Annotated in this window: 20 protein-coding genes; 14 read left to right on the top strand and 6 right to left on the bottom strand. The window is 64.8% G+C overall.

What is annotated here, in order from left to right:
• Positions 1 to 36: 36 nt before the first annotated feature.
• Genes DFR67_RS20290 through DFR67_RS20280 form a run of 3 tightly spaced genes read right to left on the bottom strand, consistent with a single transcriptional unit; the run spans position 37 to position 2,892 of the window.
• On the bottom strand, positions 37 to 1,152 hold the full coding sequence (locus DFR67_RS20290; RefSeq protein ID WP_110471306.1) for an adenosine deaminase: 1,116 nt from the start codon (positions 1,150 to 1,152) through the stop codon (positions 37 to 39).
• On the bottom strand, positions 1,149 to 2,456 hold the full coding sequence (locus DFR67_RS20285; protein WP_245938058.1) for a thymidine phosphorylase: 1,308 nt from the start codon (positions 2,454 to 2,456) through the stop codon (positions 1,149 to 1,151). The genes DFR67_RS20290 and DFR67_RS20285 overlap by 4 nt, the downstream gene beginning before the upstream one ends.
• Positions 2,449 to 2,892: a cytidine deaminase gene (locus tag DFR67_RS20280; RefSeq protein WP_110471304.1), complete on the bottom strand. Its 444-nt coding sequence runs from the start codon at positions 2,890 to 2,892 to the stop codon at positions 2,449 to 2,451. Before DFR67_RS20280 ends, DFR67_RS20285 begins: the two co-directional genes overlap by 8 nt.
• Before the next feature lie 224 nt (positions 2,893 to 3,116).
• On the opposite strand from DFR67_RS20280, the gene sdhC reads away from it, so the two are divergent.
• From sdhC to DFR67_RS20255, 5 genes are all read left to right on the top strand, one after another.
• A complete protein-coding gene (gene sdhC / locus DFR67_RS20275) occupies positions 3,117 to 3,521 on the top strand; it encodes a succinate dehydrogenase, cytochrome b556 subunit (RefSeq protein WP_110471392.1) in 405 nt (134 codons plus the stop codon).
• A 12-nt stretch (positions 3,522 to 3,533) separates the two neighbouring features.
• Positions 3,534 to 3,986, top strand: coding sequence for a succinate dehydrogenase hydrophobic membrane anchor subunit (locus DFR67_RS20270; protein WP_110471303.1), 453 nt, complete (start codon positions 3,534 to 3,536; stop codon positions 3,984 to 3,986).
• A gap of 28 nt (positions 3,987 to 4,014) precedes the next feature.
• On the top strand, positions 4,015 to 5,769 hold the full coding sequence (gene sdhA, locus DFR67_RS20265; RefSeq protein ID WP_110471302.1) for a succinate dehydrogenase flavoprotein subunit: 1,755 nt from the start codon (positions 4,015 to 4,017) through the stop codon (positions 5,767 to 5,769).
• Positions 5,769 to 6,557 carry a succinate dehydrogenase iron-sulfur subunit gene (locus DFR67_RS20260; protein ID WP_110471301.1) on the top strand — a complete coding sequence of 263 codons (789 nt, stop codon included), beginning with the start codon at positions 5,769 to 5,771 and terminating at the stop codon, positions 6,555 to 6,557. Before sdhA ends, DFR67_RS20260 begins: the two co-directional genes overlap by 1 nt.
• 113 nt (positions 6,558 to 6,670) lie before the next feature.
• Positions 6,671 to 7,492, top strand: coding sequence for a hypothetical protein (locus DFR67_RS20255; protein ID WP_110471300.1), 822 nt, complete (start codon positions 6,671 to 6,673; stop codon positions 7,490 to 7,492).
• A gap of 164 nt (positions 7,493 to 7,656) precedes the next feature.
• Here the strand turns inward: DFR67_RS20255 and DFR67_RS20245 are convergent, their stop codons facing one another.
• Positions 7,657 to 8,577, bottom strand: coding sequence for an HpcH/HpaI aldolase/citrate lyase family protein (locus DFR67_RS20245; protein ID WP_110471298.1), 921 nt, complete (start codon positions 8,575 to 8,577; stop codon positions 7,657 to 7,659).
• Between the two features lie 98 nt (positions 8,578 to 8,675).
• On the opposite strand from DFR67_RS20245, the gene DFR67_RS20240 reads away from it, so the two are divergent.
• The 3 genes from DFR67_RS20240 to DFR67_RS20230 all read left to right on the top strand — a co-directional run bounded on the left by DFR67_RS20240 (position 8,676) and on the right by DFR67_RS20230 (position 11,998).
• A complete protein-coding gene (locus DFR67_RS20240; RefSeq protein WP_110471297.1) occupies positions 8,676 to 9,215 on the top strand; it encodes a DoxX family protein in 540 nt (179 codons plus the stop codon).
• A gap of 353 nt (positions 9,216 to 9,568) precedes the next feature.
• Positions 9,569 to 11,077 (top strand): APC family permease, encoded by a 1,509-nt coding sequence (locus DFR67_RS20235; RefSeq protein WP_110471296.1) that lies wholly within the window; start codon positions 9,569 to 9,571, stop codon positions 11,075 to 11,077.
• Between the two features lie 54 nt (positions 11,078 to 11,131).
• Positions 11,132 to 11,998, top strand: a complete 867-nt coding sequence (locus tag DFR67_RS20230; protein WP_110471295.1) for a universal stress protein — start codon at positions 11,132 to 11,134, stop codon at positions 11,996 to 11,998.
• Positions 11,999 to 12,077: 79 nt separating this feature from the next.
• Here the strand turns inward: DFR67_RS20230 and DFR67_RS20225 are convergent, their stop codons facing one another.
• Both DFR67_RS20225 and DFR67_RS20220 read right to left on the bottom strand, forming a co-directional pair.
• Positions 12,078 to 13,535 carry an NAD(P)/FAD-dependent oxidoreductase gene (locus tag DFR67_RS20225; RefSeq protein WP_110471294.1) on the bottom strand — a complete coding sequence of 486 codons (1,458 nt, stop codon included), beginning with the start codon at positions 13,533 to 13,535 and terminating at the stop codon, positions 12,078 to 12,080.
• Complete coding sequence (locus DFR67_RS20220) at positions 13,502 to 14,992, bottom strand: gamma-aminobutyraldehyde dehydrogenase (protein WP_110471293.1); 1,491 nt, start codon at positions 14,990 to 14,992, stop codon at positions 13,502 to 13,504. Before DFR67_RS20220 ends, DFR67_RS20225 begins: the two co-directional genes overlap by 34 nt.
• Before the next feature lie 221 nt (positions 14,993 to 15,213).
• Here DFR67_RS20220 and DFR67_RS20215 point away from each other — a divergent pair, with 221 nt between their 5' ends.
• The 6 genes from DFR67_RS20215 to DFR67_RS20190 all read left to right on the top strand — a co-directional run bounded on the left by DFR67_RS20215 (position 15,214) and on the right by DFR67_RS20190 (position 20,948).
• Positions 15,214 to 15,678, top strand: coding sequence for an Lrp/AsnC family transcriptional regulator (locus tag DFR67_RS20215; protein WP_110471292.1), 465 nt, complete (start codon positions 15,214 to 15,216; stop codon positions 15,676 to 15,678).
• Positions 15,675 to 17,048, top strand: coding sequence for an aspartate aminotransferase family protein (locus DFR67_RS20210; protein WP_110471291.1), 1,374 nt, complete (start codon positions 15,675 to 15,677; stop codon positions 17,046 to 17,048). The genes DFR67_RS20215 and DFR67_RS20210 overlap by 4 nt, the downstream gene beginning before the upstream one ends.
• A gap of 288 nt (positions 17,049 to 17,336) precedes the next feature.
• Positions 17,337 to 17,984 carry an ABC transporter permease gene (locus DFR67_RS20205; RefSeq protein ID WP_110471391.1) on the top strand — a complete coding sequence of 216 codons (648 nt, stop codon included), beginning with the start codon at positions 17,337 to 17,339 and terminating at the stop codon, positions 17,982 to 17,984.
• Positions 17,981 to 19,192, top strand: a complete 1,212-nt coding sequence (locus DFR67_RS20200; RefSeq protein ID WP_281268353.1) for an ABC transporter ATP-binding protein — start codon at positions 17,981 to 17,983, stop codon at positions 19,190 to 19,192. Before DFR67_RS20205 ends, DFR67_RS20200 begins: the two co-directional genes overlap by 4 nt.
• The gene (locus DFR67_RS20195; protein WP_110471290.1) at positions 19,189 to 19,959 is read left to right on the top strand and encodes an ABC transporter permease; all 771 of its coding nucleotides are present in this window, start codon (positions 19,189 to 19,191) and stop codon (positions 19,957 to 19,959) included. Before DFR67_RS20200 ends, DFR67_RS20195 begins: the two co-directional genes overlap by 4 nt.
• Entirely contained in the window at positions 19,956 to 20,948 is a 993-nt protein-coding gene (locus tag DFR67_RS20190; RefSeq protein ID WP_110471289.1) for a glycine betaine ABC transporter substrate-binding protein, read from the top strand. The genes DFR67_RS20195 and DFR67_RS20190 overlap by 4 nt, the downstream gene beginning before the upstream one ends.
• The last annotated feature ends 4 nt before the right edge of the window (positions 20,949 to 20,952 follow it).

Genomic DNA, 20,952 nt, shown 5'->3' with positions numbered 1-20,952 from the left:
CGACGGCCGGCTCGGCCCGCTCGGCGGAGTTGTCCGTCAGCCGATGAGGACCGCGTACCCCGGCTTGATGACGTCGTCGATGATCGCGAGTCGCTCGTCGAAGTGGATGAAGGCCGACTTCATCGCGTTGACCGTGAACCGCTCGAGGTCAGACCACCCGTAGCCGAACTGGTCGACGAGAACCTTGCACTCGCGACTCATGGTCGTGTCGCCCATCAGCCGGTTGTCGGTGTTGACCGTGACACGGAAGCGGAGCCGGGCGAGCACGTTGAACGGGTGCTCGGCCAGACTCGCGACCGCCCCGGTCTGCACGTTCGAACTCGGGCACAGTTCCAACGGGATCCGCTTGTCCCGAACGTAATTTGCCACGTCTCCGAGCCGCGCGTCCGGGAACGCGGCCGCGGCGGGATCCGCACCGACAGGCAGCGTGATGTCTTCGATGACGCGGACGCCGTGGCCGAGCCGATCCGTGCCACAGAAGCTGATCGCCTCGTGGATCGACGGCAGCCCGAAAGCCTCCCCCGCGTGGATGGTGAACGGCGCATTGTTGGCCCGCATGTACTCGAAGGCGTCGAGATGCCGGCTGGGTGGATACCCGGCTTCGGCCCCCGCGATGTCGAATCCGACGACCCCGCGGTGCCGGAACCGCACCGCCAGCTCAGCGATCTCACGGGAGCGGGCCGCATGGCGCATCGCTGTCACCAGAGTGCGCACCTGGATCCGCCGGCCCCGGTCGGCAGCCTGCGCTGCGCCGTCCTCGAAGCCCCGCAGGACTGCCTCGACCACTTCGTCCAGGGTCAGTCCGTTCTCGAGATGCTGCTCGGGGGCAAAGCGCACCTCTGCGTAGACGACCCCGTCGTCGGCGAGGTCTTCGGCGCACTCCCGAGCCACCCGCTCGAGGGAGGAGGCCGTCTGCATGACGGCGACCGTGTGTGTGAACGTCTCCAGGTAGCGGACAAGGGAACCGCTGTCTGCTGCCTCTCGGAACCAGGCGCCCACGGCGGCAACGTCGTCGGCAGGTAACTCGTCATACCCGATCTCGCGCGCCAGTTCGAGCACGGTCGCAGGACGTAGCCCACCGTCGAGGTGGTCGTGCAGCAGCACTTTGGGGGCGAGTGCGATGGACGGCAGATCCAGCGGCGACGTTGTCATGTCTCGACCGTAACGCGATCGATCACCCGTGACAGGGTCTGCGGAGGTGTCGACCCGATCACGGTCGAGCCCGCGAGTGCAGCTCGTCCCGAGCCGAATCTCTCGGGCGTCGCGGTGTACATCGTGAACACGGGGTCCCCTGACTGCACCCGGTCGCCAGAACGCACGTGCAGCCGGACGCCCGCCTCGGCCTGAACCGTCTCCCCCTGCCGCGCGCGCCCCGCACCGAGACGCCAGGCCGCCCGGCCCACCGCCATCGCGTCGATCGACTCGATCACCCCGGATTCTTCGGCAGAGATCGTCTCCGAATGCTCGGCCTGCGGCAGTGCCGCCTTCGGATCGCCCCCCTGCCCACGGACCATCGCCTCCCAGACATCCATCGCCTTTCCGTTGCGGAGATTCTCGGCCACGTCGACGCCGGTCACCCCGGCAGCGGCCAGCATCTCCGTCGCCAAGGCCAGCGTCAGTTCCACCACATCAGGTGGACCGCCGCCGGAAAGTACCTCCAGTGACTCAGCGACTTCCAGTGCGTTGCCCGCGGTCATCCCCAGCGGCTCCGACATGGACGTCAGGAGCGCGGACGTCCGGACGCCCGCCTCGTTGCCCAGTTCGACCATCACCTGCGCCAGTTCACGGGCGTCCGCCTCGGACTTCATGAAGGCACCGGAACCCACCTTCACGTCGAGCACCAGTGCCTGGGTGCCCTCGGCGATCTTCTTGCTCATGATCGAACTCGCGATCAAGGGGATGGATTCGACCGTTCCCGTGACGTCACGCAGCGCGTACAACTTCTTGTCCGCGGGTGCCAGCGACGCCCCGGCCGCGCAGACCACCGCGCCCACGGACTCCAGTAGTCCGACGATTTCGTCGTAGGTCAGGTCGCTGCGCCAGCCCGGTATGGCCTCTAGTTTGTCCAGAGTGCCTCCTGTGTGACCCAGACCACGTCCGGACAACTGCGGCACCGCAATTCCGTACGAGGCGACCAGCGGAGCGAGAGGAAGGGTGATCTTGTCGCCCACGCCACCTGTCGAATGTTTGTCTACGGTCACCAGCGGTTTGCCACCGCGCCGCAGGCTGCGGAAGTCCATCCGCTGCCCCGAGTTGGTCATCGCGGCGGTCCACCGTGAGATCTCCCGGCGGTCCATACCCCGCAACAGGATCGCCATGGCAAGGGCCGACATCTGTTCGTCGTGGACCTCGCCTGCGGTGAACCCCTCGATCACCCAGTCGATCTGGGCATCGCTGAGGGCGCCGCCGTCGCGCTTGGTCGCGATCACCGAGACGGTGTCGAAGGTGTCATCCACGCTGCTCGTCCCCCTCTGCCGATCCGCCGGCCGACGTCCTGCCGGCCTCGAGGTCGGTAGGTCCGAACGAGTCGGGTAGCAACTGCCCCAACGGCCTCGGACCGCCCGCATGATCGATCAGCATCTCGGTGCCGCCGTGCTCGAGAAGGATCTGCCGACAGCGTCCGCACGGCATCAGGATCTCACCGCGACTGTCGGTGCACGAGAGCGCCAGCAGGCGCCCACCACCGGAGACGTGCAGGTTGCCGGCCAGCGAGCACTCCGCACAGAGCCCTAAACCATATGAGACATTTTCCACATTGCAACCTGTCACAAAACGCCCATCGTCGACTAATGCGGCCGCGCCGACCGGGAAGTGAGAGTAGGGTGCATAGGCGCCGCGCATCGCCTCTAAAGCTTTGCTGCGCAACAGTTTCCAGTCGATATCCGGGGGCATGGAACGACCTTACCGGTACCTGCGGGAGCCTGCATGCGAACCGCACCCCGCATCGTTACAATGGTAAGGCAACCCTAAATCGAGATGCCTTGCAGCTCAGTTCGACTCGGGCAGGATTCCACGCTGGTTCAGCTTGGGTTTATGGTTTGTTTCGTGGGTCCACGATCGAGCAGCCGGAACCGCGCTCGACGCATCCATCAACGATGTTGGAGGCCAATTTCTCGATGAGCATTCCTACAGAGACCGCGCCCGCGCCGGTGCGCAAACGTTCCCTGTATCGGGGTGACCCAGGCATGTGGTCCTGGGTACTGCACCGGATCACCGGTGTCTCGATTTTCTTCTTCCTCTTTGTACACGTGCTCGACACGGCCGTGATCCGGATCGATCCGGACAAGTACTCGGAGATCATCGAGACGTACAAGAACCCGATCATCGGTCTGATGGAGATCGGCCTGGTCGCGTGTGTTCTGTACCACGCACTGAACGGCGTCCGGATCATCCTCGTCGACTTCTGGTCGAAGGGTGCCAAGTACCAGCGTCAGATGTTGTGGATCATCCTGACCCTGTTCGCGATCCTCTTCGGCGCGGCAGCGATACGCCTGCTGCAACTTATCGTGGAACACCTTTAGGAGGCGCCGCAGATGACCACTCCGAACAGCCCCATCCTCGCGAAGGTCGTGGGCACCGACCACGACCGTCCGGCAAGCCTCGACAACCCCCGGTCCCCGCGACGTCCCAAGGGCGGGAACTTCGAGAAGAACGCCTGGCTCTTCATGCGCTTCTCGGGCCTGGCCCTGATCATCCTGACCATCGGCCACATGTTCATCATGCTGGCCTGGGACGACGGTGTGCACCGCATCGACGCGTCCTTTGTGGCGGCACGGTGGAAAGACCCGTTCTGGCAGGTCTGGGACATCTCCATGCTGTGGCTCGCCCAGCTGCACGGCGGCAACGGTGTGCGCACCGTGATCGCCGACTACTCCCGCAAGGACTCGACCCGTTTTTGGCTGAACGTTCTGCTGGCACTGTCGATGATCCTGGTGCTGCTCACCGGCACCTACGCCCTGCTCACCTTCGACATCAACAGCGTCTAACCAGGCCCTGGAAACGGAGCAAGAACCCATGCAGGAACATCGTTACGACGTGGTGATCATCGGCGCAGGCGGCGCCGGGATGCGAGCGGCCATCGAGGCCGGACCCCGGACCCGTACCGCGGTGCTGACCAAGCTCTACCCCACCCGTAGCCACACCGGTGCGGCGCAGGGTGGCATGTGTGCCGCACTCGCGAACGTCGAAGAAGACAACTGGGAGTGGCACACCTTCGACACCGTCAAGGGCGGCGACTACCTCGCCGACCAGGACGCCGTGGAGATCATGGCCAAAGAGGCCATCGACGCCGTGCTCGACCTCGAGAAGATGGGGTTGCCCTTCAACCGCACCCCCGAGGGCAAGATCGATCAACGTCGTTTCGGTGGTCACACCCGGGACCACGGCAAGAGCCCGGTCCGTCGCGCCTGCTACGCCGCAGACCGCACCGGCCACATGATCCTGCAGACGCTGTACCAGAACTGCGTCAAGCACGACGTCGAGTTCTTCAACGAGTTCTATGCACTCGACATCTGCCTGACCGAGAACTCCGAAGGCGAGAAGGTCGCCACCGGCGTGGTCGCGTACGAGTTGGCCACCGGCGAGATCCACGTCTTCCACGCCAAGTCGATCGTGTTCGCGACCGGCGGCTCCGGACGCATGTACAAGACCACCTCCAACGCCCACACCCTCACCGGTGACGGCATGGGAATCGTGTTCCGCAAGGGCCTCCCCCTCGAGGACATGGAGTTCCACCAGTTCCACCCGACAGGCCTGGCCGGCCTCGGGATCCTGATATCCGAGGCTGTGCGCGGTGAAGGCGGAATCCTTCGCAACGCGGACGGCGAACGGTTCATGGAGCGCTACGCCCCGACCATCAAGGACCTCGCGCCCCGCGACATCGTCGCCCGGTCCATGGTGCTCGAGGTGCTCGAGGGCCGCGGCGCGGGTCCGAACAAGGACTACGTGTACATCGATGTGACCCACCTCGGTGAGGAAGTCCTCAACGAGAAGCTCCCCGACATCACCGAGTTCGCGCGGACCTACCTCGGCGTCGACCCGGTGACCGAGTACGTCCCGGTGTTCCCGACCTGTCACTACGTCATGGGCGGTATCCCCACCAAGATCAACGGTGAGGTCCTGGCCAACAACGACGAGGTCGTCCACGGGTTGTACGCCGCGGGAGAGTGCGCGTGTGTGTCGGTGCACGGTGCCAACCGTCTCGGCACCAACTCGCTGCTCGACATCAACGTGTTCGGTCGCCGGGCAGGTATCGCCGCCGCCGAGTACGCGTTGGCCAACGAGTTCACCGAGCTCCCGGAGACGCCAACCAAGATGGTCGACGAATGGCTCGAGCTGGTCCTGTCCGAGCACGGACACGAGCGGGTTGCCGACATCCGGACCGAGCTACAGGCGTCGATGGACGCGAACGCCTCGGTGTTCCGCACCGAGGAAACTCTCAAGCAGGCCCTGACCGACATCCACGGATTCAAGGAGCGGTACAGCTCCATCCGGGTGCACGACAAGGGCAAACGCTTCAACAGCGACCTCCTGGAGGCCATCGAGCTGGGCTTCCTGCTCGAGATGGCCGAGGTCACCGTCGTCGGCGCACTCAACCGCAAGGAATCGCGTGGCGGACACGCTCGCGAGGACTACCCGGACCGCGACGACACCAACTACATGCGGCACACGATGGCCTACAAGAAGGGCGAGCACCTTCTGTCCGACATCGAATTGGACTACAAGCCAGTGGTCCAGACGCGCTACGAGCCGATGGAACGGAAGTACTGATGACTGCCACCACTGATATCGCCGACGCCCGGCACGACGACCCACCCTTGCCTCCGGTCCCTGACGAGGCGACCATGGTCACGCTCAAGATCAGCCGGTTCAACCCGGAAGATCCTGATGCACAGGGCTTCGAGAGTTTCCGCGTGCCGGCGCTACAGACAGACCGACTGCTGAACCTCCTGTCGTATGTCAAGGGCTACCTCGACGGCACGCTGACCTTCCGTCGCTCGTGCGCACACGGCGTCTGCGGCTCAGATGCCATGCGTATCAACGGCGTCAACCGGCTCGCCTGCAAGCTGCTGATGAAGGACCTCCTTCCCAAGGACAAGTCCAAAGAGATCACCATCACCATCGAACCGATCAAGGGTCTGCCGGTGGAAAAGGATCTCGTCGTCAACATGGAGCCGTTCTTCGACGCCTACCGCGCCGTCAAGCCGTTCCTGATGACCAGCGGCAACGAGCCGACCCGTGAGCGGATCCAGAGCCAGACCGACCGTGCACGTTTCGACGACACGACCAAGTGCATCCTCTGCGCATGCTGCACCACCAGCTGCCCGGTGTACTGGAACGAAGGTAGTTACTTCGGTCCGGCCGCGATCGTGAACGCCCACCGTTTCATCTTCGACAGCCGTGACGAGGGTGCCGCAGAACGGCTCGACATCCTCAACGATGTCGACGGTGTCTGGCGCTGCCGCACCACCTTCAACTGCACCGACGCCTGCCCCCGTGGGATCCAGGTCACGCAGGCGATCCAAGAAGTCAAGCGCGCGTTGATGTTTGCGCGCTGAGCAGTACCCCTCGGATCGAGCACAATGGCCGTCACCCTCACCGGGCGACGGCCATTGTGCGCTCTGGGGTCCGGTGACCCACCGCGGGTCCGATCCGCGCTAGCCTCTGGCACATGGGTACCGGCAACATCTACGCGGCGTGCGGGCTGGTGCTCGCGGCCGTTCTGACCGGATGCAGCACGAGCTCGCCTGGCGCACCGACCGCCGAACCCGCTCCACTTCCCGCCGATCAGATCGTGTTCGCGGTGAGCTCTGGACCGGGGTACAGCCCCACCATCATGTTCTCTCTCCAATCGCCGGCAATCGCGATCTATGGTGACGGTCGCATCCTGCTGCGGAACCCGCCCGAGAACTACGACCTCCCCGGCAGTTACTCCGTGTCGCAGGTCGAACCCGCCGAGGTGGCCAGGTTCGCCGCCGCGACAGAAGCGGGCGGGCTCATCTCCCGCTCGACCGACGCCGGTGATCCGCAGGTCACCGACCAGGGCAACACCACGTTCACCCTGCACGCCGACACCGCTCCCGCGACCCTGAGCGTCTACGCCTACGGCTCGCGCTTCACCGAAGGGCTCAGCGCCGATGAGAAGGCGGTACGCGCCCGACTCGCCGACCTCGTCGACACCGCGCGGGGTCTCACAGACGGTCGACCAGCCGAAGACCTTGTCCCCGACGAGGTCACCGTCTTCGAACTCGAGGCCGCAAAGGACCCGGCTGCAACGATTCCGTGGCCGGGCCCCGACCCCGAGGAGTTCCTGACAGGACGGTCCCCGGTGTACGGAGTCGAGCGGTGCGGACTCCTGCGCGGGCCGGCTGCCGCGACAGTCCATTCGACCTCTCTGGACAACCGGGGCGCGGCCTGGCTCGTCGACGGCGCGAACCGGGTGCTGGTGGTGAACCCGCTCCCCTATGGCGGCGTGTCCTGCGAAGCGGGTTGAGCACTCGCCCCCGATGGGTGTGGGGTCGACGCCGGCCCACCCACAACCTGCTCCAGTTGTAGACAGATGCTCCACTTCTGGGGCTCTGGAAGTGGAGCAGGTCCGGTGAAACCGGAGCAGATCAGCGGGCGCGGCGCAGTTCGCGACCGGAGACGATAGAGGCTTCAGTAGTGGTAGGTGTCCGACGGCGCGGGCATGTGGTCCGGATCGTCGTATTCTTCGTTGAACTCGATGCCGTAGGCGCGGGCGAGGTCGAGGATCTTGGTGCCGCGAGCGATCCTCGGCAGATCGGACCCGTTGCGGATCTGGCCGCCGTCACGTTCGTACTCGGCAAAGAACTCCAGCGCCCAGGCGATCTCTTCGTGCGAGGGAGACAGACCCTCGTTCACGGCCGCACACTGGTCAGGGGTGAGGCAGATCTTGCCCGTCATCCCGAACTCGGCACTCACGGCGGTGGCCTCGCTCAGCTTGAGCGCGGACGAGCCCACCGTCGGACCGTCGATCGCGCTGGGCAGGTGCGCCGCCTTGGCGGCGATCGTGAACCGCGAGCGCGCGTAGGCGAGCGTCGCCGGCTGGTCACCGAAGCCGGTGTCCCTGCGGAAGTCGCCGATACCGAAGGCCAGCCGGAAAGTACCCTTCGCGGAGGCGATCTCGCTGATCCGCTCGAGGCCGCGCGCAGTTTCGACGAGGGCCACGATCGGCACCCCGGGCAGTCGCTTGGCGGTCTCGGTGACGTGATCGACCGATTCGACCATCGCCAGCATCACACCACCGGGCTTGACCTGGCCCAACGCGGCCAGATCGTCGGCCCACCACTGCGTCCCGAAGCCGTTGACACGCACCCAGTCACGGTTTCCCGCAGCGATCCAGCGGACGACGTTGTCGCGGGCGACGAGCTTGTCCTTGGGTGCCACCGCGTCTTCGATGTCGAGGACGACGATGTCTGCACGCGAATTCGCAGCACCCTGGAAACGGTCGTATTGCAGGCCGTTGACGAGCAGCCAACTCCGGGCGAGCACCGGATCGATACGAGAGCCGATGTCATCAGGGTCGAGTGCACTGACTGAATTCTGCGAAGGATTCACAACAGAGCATGATCCTCTATCGCCGAGCGGAAGGCCAAAGTGCATCTCTAAACGGACCGGAGTACTGTTTACCTCGACTCGTTAGGAGAACACACCAGATGACCAACACACGTAGCCGCTCCACCCTCGACATCGGACTTCTCGCACTTCGCGTGGGAGTCGGCGGAACCCTGTTCGCTCACGGCACCCAGAAACTCTTCGGCTGGTTCGGCGGCCACGGCCTCGACGCCACCGCAGGCGCCTTCGACGGCATGGGCTTCAAGCCCGCCAAGCCGTCCGCAGCCATCGCCGGCATCAGTGAGGCCGGCGGCGCACTTCTGGTCGCGGGCGCCGGCACTCCGTTCGCCGCCGCAGGCGCACTCGGCGCCATGGTGGGTGCCGCATCGGTCCACAAGCCCGCCGGATTCTTCGCCACCTCGGGTGGTTACGAGTACCCCGCAATGCTCGGACTCGCATCCGCCGCGCTGGCCCTGACCGGGCCGGGCAAGTACTCCGTGGACGCGGCCCTCGGTCACCGCTTCACCGGCAGCAAGGTCGCGGTGGGTGCGCTCGCCGCCGCCGGTGCGGGAGCCGGCTTCGTCGTCGCGCGCCGACAGAAGGCCGTGGCTGCCGCCGCCGCAGCAGCGCCGGCCGAGTAGGCACGCACACCACTGGGCAGTGACCCCGCTGTCAGAGCTTCGCTCCGCTTTTCGAAGGCATCCGGAAAGCGGAGCGGAGCTCTCGATCATGGAACAGTTGGTGACATCTCGCCGCGAGTCCGGGAATCGCCGGGCAGCGTCGTCCCGGCGGTGCGATTCTTGTGTTTGCGCGATCTCAACAGTTCGATGACGCGTAGGACAGCCGCCGGCCGACCACGGCGCACAGCGGCGTGTCCACGACTGATTCAGTCGTTGTGTTACTGAATTGGAAACAAATCCGTCGTTATTGAGCGCCTACACTGGCGAAAACGTACGGTGAGCTAGTTCGATCCCCTCACCGTCCGGAGACACCCATGGCCATTTCGGATCCGCCAGTTTTTGAAGTTCCCGACAAAGGTCTGCGCTCAGGCTCTCTCGGCCTCGTCGGCAACGTCGTCATCGGCCTCTCGGCCGTTGCCCCCGCCTACAGCCTCGCCGCGACCTTGGGATTCGTCGTTGCCGCCGTGCACGAAAAGGCGCCGGCGATGTTCATCCTCGCGTTCATCCCGATGCTCCTCATCGCCTTCGCCTATCGCGAACTCGGCGAAGACACCCCTGACTGCGGTACCACGTTCACGTGGAGCACCAAGGCGTTCGGGCCGTGGATCGGCTGGATCGGCGGCTGGGGACTCGCCGTATCCGCCATCATCGTGCTCGCCAACGTGGCCGAGATCGCCGGTGTCTACCTCTTGCGCTTCCTGGGTCTCGATTCCTGGGCCGAGAACCTGTGGGTCAAGGTCGGGCTCGGTTGCATCTTGATCGTGATGATGACCTGGGTCAGCATCCGCGGCATCCTCATCAGCGAGCGCATGCAGAACGTACTGATCGTCGTGCAGTTCGGTGTGCTGATCGTCGCCAGCCTGATCGCACTGTTCAAGGTCGGATTCGACAAGGCAGGCCCGCAGGCCATCACACCGAGTCTGAGCTGGATCTGGCCGAGCGGACTCACCGCATCGTCGATCGCCGAGGCCGTGATCCTCTGCATCTTCATCTACTGGGGCTGGGACGCCTGTCTGGCGGTCGGTGAAGAAACAAAGGATTCCGCCAAGACTCCCGGCCGTGCCGCCGTCATCACAACGGTCATCCTGGTGTGCACCTACGTACTCGTCGCCTACGCCATCCAGTCGTTCGCAGGGTTCGGCGAGACAGGCATCGGTCTGAACAATCCGGACAACACCAACGATGTCCTGACCATCCTCGGCGACCCCGTGGCCGGTTCGATCATGGCCTCGCTGCTGTTGCTGACGGTCTCGGTCTCGGCGCTCTCGTCGACGCAATCGACGATTCTGCCGACCGCACGAGGCACCCTGTCGATGGCGGTGTACGGAGCCATCCCGAAGCGGTTCGCCAAGGTCCACCCGCGGTACATGACCCCGGCGTTCGGCACCGCCGTCATGGGCGCATCGGCGCTGATGTTCTACCTCGTTCTCTCGCTGGTCAGCGAAGACACCCTCGGCGACTCCATCTCCTCTCTCGGGCTGGCCGTGGCGTTCTACTACGGCATCACCGCGTACGCCTGCGTCTGGTACTTCCGCAAGACGTTGTTCACCTCGGCCCGCAACCTGTTCTTCCGCGGGATCTTCCCGCTGATCGGGGCACTGGCGATGACCTGGGCGTTCTTCCAGAGCGCCATCGACATGTACGCGACCGATTACGGTTCCACCTCGATCGCCGGTGTCGGCGGCGTGTTCATCATGGGTGTCGGCATGCTCGTTCTCGGCATCCCGCTGATGTTGCTGTGCTTCGCATTTGGTCCCAAGGACTTCTGGAAGGGCAAGACCCTCAACGCCGACACAGAGGTCAAGGTCCCTGATGTCTACTGACACACTGGATCTACGCCGAACCCGCACGCCTGCAACGAAAGCGAGTACCGACTCATGAGGCTGACAGTGGGCTACCTCTACACCGACACCGGGGACGACGGGGTCAACCTGGCCATCGCCATCGCCCGGGCCACGGGCGCCGCACTCGACCTCGTGTGCGTCGTGCGGGCAGTCGAGCCCGACGGGTCTCCGGGTCGGGCCGGATACGAGGCCGCGTTGGTGAACAAGGCCAAGCAGTGGCTCGACGAGGTCGCCGCCGACATCCCGGACGGCATCGAGGTCGCGCTGCACACGCCGGTCGCCGACTCGTTCCCGCAGTGTCTGATCGACTTCGCAGTGGCCGGCAAAGCGGCCATGATCGTGGTGGGCGGCACCAGTGACGGCATCCTCGGCAAGCACACGCTGGGCACCATCTCCTCGGCGCTCACCCATGCCTCGCCCGTCCCGGTCGCGTTGGCGCCCCGTGGCTACAGCCGCGTCGACATCCCGACCATCACCACGTTGACCGTCGCGGTACCGACCGCCGAGTCGAAGGACACGCCCCTTCCGTTCGCGCTTGCCCTCGCCGGCGAGGGCAAGCTCAATCTGCGTCTGCTGTCGCTGGTCTCGCATGATGATCTCTCCGGCGACGACGAGGAATCCGCCGAGGTCAGGAGTCGTCATATCGCCGCAGCCGAGGCCAATCTCGCCGTCGCCGCGCAGAGCTGCGGTGGGACATCGGGTATCGAATCGCTGGTCGCCGACGGCAACACCCTCGAGGAAGCACTCGAGGAGCTGCGCTGGGGGCCGGGAGATGTCGTGGTGATCGGGTCAGGCCGGCTCGCTCCCCCACGCCGAGCATTTCTCGGTTCCACCTCTGCGCGCATCCTCAAGAACACCGATGCCCCGATCATCGTGGTGCCCAAGGGCTTCACACCCTGACCCAGCTACCCGATCGTGGTGGATTCTGGCGAACGTGACCTGCGGAAATGGTCGCCAGAACCCACCACGATCGGGGGTGTCAGGAGTCGAAACCGATGCCCGCGGCATCCATCGCCTTGAGCCACAGGCCGCGCTTGCCCCTGTTGCGGTCTGCTCGGGCGAATTGGTGGCGGGTGACGGTGATGCCGAACCACGTCAGTGGCTCGGGCGGGAACGGAATCGGTTTGGACCGGACCATCTTCAGCCGGGTGCGCTCGGTGTCGAGGCCGTCGACGAGATCAAGCGCCGTGCGGGCGCCGAAGTGAGACGCGCCGACGCCGAGGCCGGTGAATCCCAGCACCGACACCACCTTCCCGCCCATGCTCACGTCCCAGAAGTTGTTGAACCGCGAGCAGGTGTCGATGATCCCGCCCCACGTGTGCGAGGCTTTGATCCCCTCGAGTTGCGGGAACACCTGCAGCAGGTGTTCCGCGAGCAACCCGAATTCACTCGGACGCTGCGCCCGGCGCGGATCGGTGTCCCCGCCGTAGTGGTAGACGGCATCCCACCCGCCGAACAAGATGCGATTGTCGGCGGTCAGACGGAAGTAGTGGAAGCGATTGCCGGAGTCGGCGAGGCCCTGTCGCCCTGACCAGCCGACGGAGGCCAGCTGCTCCTCGGTCAGTGGCTCGGTCATGAGCGCGTAGTCCCAAACAGGGACCATCAGGTACCGGAGTTTCCGGCGCAGGGGTTTGGACGCCGCGGTCGCGAGAACCACCTTTGCGGTATCGACGCTGCCGTAACCGGTTGTCAGGTGAACCCGGTCGCCGGCGGACGCGATCGCCGTCACCTCGCTGTGCTCGTGGACCCGTACCCCGAGTCGTTCGGCTGCCGCGGCGAGACCCCAGGCGAGCTTCGCCGGGTCGATCATCATCACGTCGGGGTCGTACACGGCGCCGTGGGCCATGGGGCTCGTAAGATGCTCGGCGACCTCGGCCGCGTCCATGAATCGGAGCGGCTGATCGAAGCGCTTGCCGTCCGCGGCAGCCTCTTCGAGGCCGGGCACCTGCCAGTCGAAGCTCGCCAGATCGAGTTCCCCGGTGTGCTCGACGTCCGCGGCGATTCCGAGTCGGTTGATCGCCGACTGGATCTCCTCGAGGGTGGCAGCACCCATCCGGAGCAATTCGGGGAGTTCGTCGGCGTACCGGTCGATGCCGTTCGACAGTCCGTGAGTCAGACTCGCAGAACAGAACCCACCGTTCCTGCCAGAGGCACCTTCGGCGATGCGGTCCCCCTCCAGCAACATCACCGAACGTTCCGGATTCGCTTCGGCCGCCTGCACCGCCGTCCACAAACCGGTGAAACCGCCGCCGACGACGACGAGGTCGGCACTCGCCTGTCCCACCAGCCGTGGTCTGGGCGCGGGACGCTCCGGCCGGTCGAGCCAGTACGGTGCGGGCGTGGCGCTCGCGACCATCGCCATACCGCGGGCTGTGGGCGTCTCCGCCCATGCAGCGGTGCCGTTCAACGGGGCAGCGTGAAAATTGTTCGGTGCCATGGCTTGTGAGCAACTCCTGTGATGTCACTCATCACGTGTTTGATGGTGAGGTATTCGTCGAGCGAGTAGGTGGACATGTCCTTGCCGAAACCTGAGGCGCCGACACCGCCGTGCGGCATCTCGCTGATGATCGGGATGTGATCGTTGATCCACACGCAACCGGCGTGGATCTCCCGGCTCGCCCGCTGCGCCCGATACAGATCCCGGGTCCAAGCCGAGGCAGCCAGACCATAGACGGTGTCGTTCGCCCGCCGCAGGCCGTCGTCGTCATCATCGAAAGCGCTGACGGTGAGCACCGGACCGAAGATCTCGTCGCGGTACACCTCGGCGTCCTCGGGCACGTCGGCCAGCAGAGTGGGCGGGTAGTACGCTCCCCGGGCATCAGGCGCCGAACCTCCGGTCACCACCCGGATACCCTCTGCGCGCGCACGGTCGACCATCGCCGACACCTTGTCGCGGTGCGAGAACGAGATGAGCGGGCCCATGTCGGTGGCCGGGTCGAGGGGATCTCCGACAACAACCTTGCCCATCAACTCACCGACACCGGCGACGAAGTCGTCGTACAGCGGCCTGGCCACGATCGCTCTTGTCGCCGCCGTGCAGTCCTGACCGGAGTTGATCAGTGCGCCGGCCACCGCGCCGTGGATCGCCGCTTCCAGATCGGCATCGTCGAACACCAGGAACGGCGCCTTGCCTCCCAGTTCGAGCTGAACGCGAGTTCCGTTGACGGCGGCCTGGGACATCACCTGCCGCCCGACCCACGTCGATCCGGTGAACGTCACGACGTCGACGCCCGGGTGCCCCGCGATCGCGGCGCCGACCTCCGCGCCGGTACCGGTCAGCACGTTGAACACTCCGTCCGGCAGACCGGCTTCGGTGGCCAGTCGCGCCAGAGTGAGCGTCGTGAACGGTGTCAGTTCGGCGGGTTTGAGCACCACGCTGCAGCCCGCGGCCAACGCCGGCATGACCTTCCACACCGCCATCTGCAGCGGATAGTTCCAGGGCGTGATCGACCCGACGACCCCCACCGGCTCACGCCTGATCGAGGATGTGTGGTCGCCGGAGTACTCAGCGCTCGCCTTACCGTCGAGATTGCGCGCCAGGCCCGCGAAGAACGCGGTGTTGTCGATGCATCCCGGCACATCGAACTCGTTCGCCAGCCGGATCGGCTTCCCGGTGTGACTCACCTCTTCCTCGGCGAGCAGGTCCTCGGCGGCGGACATCCCCGCCGCGAGTTTCGCGAGCACCGCGCTCCGCTCGGCCGGCGTCGCGCCTGCCCAATCGCCCAACGCGGAGCGGGCCGTGGTCACCGCGGTATCGACGTCGTCCGCGCTCGCGAGCGCCGTGGTCGAGACGACGTCGCCGGTGGCCGGGTTGATGACCTGATGGTCGGGCCCGGTGCCGATGAGTTCGCCACCGCCTACCCAACCGGCGGCAAATGTCGAGTTGTTGCTCATGATGTGTCCTCGTGGGCCTTGTCCAGCGGGCGGGGGGGTCGAGCGGACAGTGTGTGATCGTCCGGAGCTCACAGCCAGAGTACGCAGCGACCACGCATATCGCGACTGAAAACGCCGACAAACGACTGAATACGTCGGTTTGTGTTGCACAAAACTGCGGAATCCGTAACGATGGCAGTGCAACGATCGAACCCGACTGCGCATCGACAAGAATCGGGGCCATGACCGATCAGCAACCGATAGTCCTGGACGACATCTCGAAGCAGATCATCGAGGAGCTGCAGGCCGACGGCCGACGCTCCTATGCCTCGGTGGGCAAGGCCGTGGGCCTGTCGGAAGCGGCGGTGCGCAACCGGGTCCAACGCCTCAGCGATGCCGGCGTCATGCAGATCGTCGCGGTGACCGATCCGATGCAGGTGGGCTTTGCCCGCCAGGCGATGATCGGGATCCGCTGCACCGGCGACACCGGCGAATTGGCCGAGGCCCTGGCACAAGTGGACGAGATCGACTACGTGGTGCTCACGGCCGGCTCCTTCGACGTGGTCATCGAGGTGGTCTGCGAGAACGACGAGCATCTGCTCGAGGTGCTGAACAAGAAGGTTCGATCGCAGCCCGGAGTGACCGGAACCGAAACCCTGGTCTATCTGAAATTGGTCAAACAACAATACAATTGGGGAACCCGATGACCGCTCTCGAATCCGAGACCACCAGCCTCGGCGCACGCGCGACGCGTCACCTGTGGGGACATTTCTCGCGGCACGGGGACCAGACCACGCCGCCGGTCATCACCCGCGGTGAAGGCGCCAGGATCTTCGACGACCGCGGTCGCAGCTATCTCGATGGACTGTCGGGGCTCTTCGTCGTGCAGGCCGGACACGGGCGCGAGGAACTCGCCGAGGCCGCCGCCAAACAAGCGAAAGAGCTTGCCTTCTTTCCCCTGTGGTCCTACGCCACCCCACCCGCCATCGAACTCGCCGAACGACTCGCGGCCTACGCACCCGGCGACCTCAACCGGGTCTTCTTCACCACCGGCGGTGGCGAAGCGGTCGAGAGTGCCTGGAAGCTCGCCAAGCAGTACTTCAAGCTCACGGGCAAGCCCGGCAAGCACAAGGTGATCTCGCGGTCCATCGCCTATCACGGCACTCCCCAGGGCGCCCTCGCCATCACCGGCATCCCTGCGCTGAAAGAGGCGTTCGAGCCGCTGACGCCGGGCGCCTTCCGCGTGCCGAACACCAACATCTACCGCGCCACCGAATACGCCGACGACCCCAAGGCCTATGGACGCTGGGCTGCGGACCGGATCGCCGAGGCCATCGAATTCGAAGGTCCCGACACGGTCGCTGCCGTCTTCCTCGAGCCGGTCCAGAACGCCGGCGGGTGCTTTCCGCCGCCGCCCGGCTACTTCGAGCGGGTACGGGAGATCTGCGACCAGTACAACGTCCTGCTGGTCTCGGATGAGGTCATCTGTGCGTTCGGCCGGATCGGCTCGATGTTCGCGTGCGACGACTTCGACTACATTCCTGACATCATCACCTGCGCCAAGGGCATGACATCGGGCTACTCACCAATCGGCGCGATGATCGCATCTGACCGCCTGTTCGAGCCGTTCAATGACAACACGACCTCCTTCGCCCATGGGTACACCTTCGGCGGGCACCCGGTGTCGGCAGCGGTGGCACTGGCCAACCTCGACATCTTCGAACGCGAAGGACTGACGAACCGGGTCAAGGAACTCGCACCGGACTTCCGGGCCACCCTGGAGCGACTGAACGATCTGCCGATCGTCGGTGACGTGCGCGGCGAAGGGTATTTCTACGGAATCGAACTGGTGAAGGACAAGGCCACCAAAGAGACCTTCTCCCCCGACGAGTCCGAGCGGGTCCTGCGCGGATTCCTCTCCACGGCCCTGTTCGAGGCCGGACTCTACTGCCGCGCCGACGACCGCGGCGACCCCGTCGTCCAGCTCGCTCCTCCGCTGATCTGCGGCCAGGCCGAGTTCGACGAGATCGAGCAGATCTTGCGGTCGGTGCTGACCGAGGCCTACACCAAGATCTGACCGACGAAGCGACGAAGCGACGAACCGACGGTGGCGCTTCCGCTCTGCGGAGAGGCCACCATCCGTATTTTCACTCGTGGTGATTTTAAGTCCCCGCCACTCTCGTCTGCGCTCCCCTCAACAGGTGCGGACGCATCGATCTGTCCGTCCGCGCCCTGACAAGTCAGCCGTTTCCTGACCACACCGGTGTTTGATCGTGGTTTATTTGGTCGATACGACTGTTCGGTACGTCGACAAAGCGGCGTGGCGCCCGTGGGGGTCGCAGGACGAGGGAAGCGGGGCCATCGCTTGAACGCGTTGTGGGACTACATCACGTCGCATCAATCCCAGTTGGTTTTCGACTCGTATCAGCATGTCAGTGCGGTCATCCAGAGCGTCATCATCGCCACCGTCATCGGGGTGGCGATCGGCCTGCTCACCTACAGCAATGCCATCGCCTCCAACCTGGCCACGTCGATTTCCAGTGCCGTCCTGACCATTCCGTCGTTCGCGCTGCTGGGACTGCTCATCCCGCTGGTGGGACTCGGAGTGATCCCAAGCGTCACGGCCCTGGTGCTGTACTCGCTGCTGCCGATCATCCGCAACACCATCGTGGGCATGAACAACATCGAACCGGCGCTCATCGACGCAGCCCGCGGCATCGGCATGGGGAGGGCGATCACGCTGGTGCGGGTCGAGCTCCCGCTGGTCTGGCCCGCCATTCTCGCCGGGATGCGGCTCAGCACCCAGATGGCAATGGGCGTGCTGGCGATCGCTGCATACGTCAAAGGTCCTGGACTGGGCAACCTGATCTTTGCCGGCTTGGCTCGGGTCGGTAGTCCGACCGCGGTACCCATGGCCCTGAGCGGCACCCTGCTCATCGTGATCCTCGCCCTTGTTCTCGACGCTCTCTACGTACTTCTCGGACGGCTCACAACGTCGAAAGGCATCCGGTGACAGAACAGTCAGCCGCAGTTTCCAAGAGTCTGCGCACGGAAAACCCGACCGGCGTGCAGATCACGCTGGACCACGTGTCGAAGACGTACCCCGGCGCGAAGAGCCCGGCTGTGGACGATGTCTCACTCCAGATTCCCGCCGGTGACGTTGTCGTATTCGTGGGTCCCTCTGGCTGTGGCAAGACCACAACCATGCGGATGATCAACCGTCTGAGCGAACCGACGTCGGGCAAGATAACGATCGGCGACAAAGACGCGCTGTCCATCAAGCCCACCGAGCTACGTCGTTCGATCGGCTACTCGATCCAGCAGGCCGGCCTCTTCCCGCACATGACGATCCGCCAGAACATCGGCTTGGTGCCGGGATTGCTCAAGTGGGACAAAAAACGCATCGCCGACCGCGTCGACGAACTCCTCGACCTCGTCGGACTCGATCCCGCCCAGTACGCGGGACGATACCCACGGCAATTGTCCGGAGGCCAGCAGCAGCGTGTGGGGGTCGCCCGCGCACTGGCCGCGGACCCGCCTGTCCTGCTCATGGACGAGCCCTTCGGCGCCGTCGACCCGATCACCCGCAGTTCACTGCAGGACGAATTACTGCGACTGCAAAGCGAACTGGGCAAGACGATCGTGTTCGTCACCCACGACTTCAGTGAGGCCGTCAAACTGGGCGACCGCATCGCAGTGCTGGGTCAGCAGTCAAAGATCCTGCAGTACGACACCCCGGCTGCGATCCTCGCCAACCCCGCCGATGACACGGTCGCCGGGTTCGTCGGGACCGGCGCCTCCCTTCGCCAGCTCGGACTCGTCAGGGTCAAGGACATCGACCTCGAGTCCCGGCCGACCGCCCATCTGGGCGACAGCGTGGACGCGCTGCGCGCAGAACTCGCCGCTGCAGAACATGATTGGGCTGTCATCCTGGACCACCGTGAGCGCCCGGTGAGCTGGGTGCGCGAAGGTCGGCTACGCCAGGCGAACATCGTCGACGATGTGGCCGAACCGCTCAACGAATTGATCAGCATCCAGGCCACTTTGCAGGATGCGCTCGAAGCGATGCTCGCCGAGGATCACGCATCGGCCGTCGTCGCCGGTGCGGGCAACCGCTATCAGGGTGTGGTGACCCTCGAGACCCTGATCACCACCATCACCCACCTGCGTCATACGCCGAACGCCCCGGCCGGCGTCGACTCCACGGACGTCGAGCCATGACCACCGCAGTCGAGGCCCCGACCCCCTCGATCAGCACGGCGGACAAGCTCCGTCTGATCATTCAGCCCATCCTGGTGGTCATCGCCGCAGGAGCCGTCATCTTCTGGGCCTTCAGTCAGGACTTGACGGCGACCCAAAAGATCAATGTCAGTGTCGGCAACGTGAGCACACTGGTCTGGCAGCACCTTCTGATCACCATCACGGTGACAGCGATCGTGGTACTCGTAGGGGTTCCCGCGGGGATTCTGGTCACCCGTGGCCGCGCCCGTTTCCTGCGTCCACCGTTCATCGGCGCGGCGAACATCGGGCAGGCGGCGCCCGCCGTCGGTCTGCTCGTGCTGCTCTTTCTCTGGACCGGCGAGACCGGCTTCTGGATCGGCGTCCTCCCCATCGCGGTGTACTCGCTGCTTCCCGTGTTCAGCAGCACCATCCTGGGCATCGATCAGGTCGACAAGTCGTTGATCGACGCGGGTCAGGGCCAGGGTATGTCGCCGTCGTCCATTCTGTTCCGGGTCGAACTCCCGCTCGCCGTGCCGTACATCTTGGCCGGTTTGCGTACCTCGCTCGTACTGGCGGTCGGTACCGCCACCCTGTGTTTCCTCGTCAATGCGGGCGGTCTCGGTGTTCTCATCGACACCGGATACAAACTGCGCGACAACGTCACCCTGATCCTCGGCAGTGTGCTCGCCGTGTGCCTGGCACTGCTGGTGGACTGGGTCGGCGCACTGGCCGAGTACTACCTGGGTCCGAAGGGAGTGCGCGGATGACGCACCGTCGGCCACGTCGCCGGTCGATCCCGATCGTCGTCGCACTCATCTGCGCGGTGTTCCTCTCCGCCTGCGGTCTGTCCTCCGGTGGCGCAGTCCCGTTGAAGGTCGGTCCCGGGTCGATCACGGAGAACGAAGGCCTCAAGGGAGTCAAGATCACCGTGGGATCCAAGGAGTACACCGAACAGGTGATCCTCGGATACATCCTCGAGTTCACCCTCGTCGCCGCGGGCGCCGATGTCAGGGACATGACCGGGATCGTGGGATCACGCAGTACCCGCGACGCGCAGATCGCAGGGCAGGTCGACGTCGCCTACGAATTCACCGGAAACGCCTGGATCAATTATCTCGGGCATGAAAAACCAATCGCCGACACCCGCGAACAATTCGAGGCCGTACGCGACGAAGATCTGGCGAAAAATGACATGGTCTGGCTGGAACCAGGTCCCATGGACGACACCTATGCGCTGGCCGCCAGCAAAAAAGTCATCGACGAAACCGGCGTGACAAATCTTTCCGAGTACGCCGAACTCGTCAAAACCAACCCGGCTGCGGCGGCCACGTGTGTCGACACCGAATTCCGGGCCCGGCAAGATGGATTTCCGGGGATGGCAGCCGCATACGGATTTGATCCGGCTCAGGCACAGACCCCGATTCTGCAGGTGGGAATCATTTATCAGGCGACCTCGACCGGAAATCAGTGCAAGTTCGGCGAAGTGTTCACCACCGACGGCAGAATCGCAGGACTCGGACTCACCGTCATCGCCGACGACAAACAGTTCTTCCCGCACTACAATCCGTCGGTCACGATGAAGGCGAGCTTCTTCGAGGCCCACCCCGAGATCGCACCGGTCACCGCACCGGTGACCGCAGCGCTCACCAACGAGGTCATCACCGAACTCAACAAGCAGGTCGACGTCGACGGCCGCGACCCCGCGATCGTGGCGAGGGACTGGATGGTCGCGCAGGGATTCATCACCGAGGGGTAGTTCG

The sequence above is a fragment of the Williamsia limnetica genome, assembly GCF_003217475.1.
Lineage (GTDB): Bacteria > Actinomycetota > Actinomycetes > Mycobacteriales > Mycobacteriaceae > Williamsia > Williamsia limnetica.
Note: the sequence above shows the minus strand (reverse complement) of the source record. Positions and strands in the feature narration are given on the sequence as shown.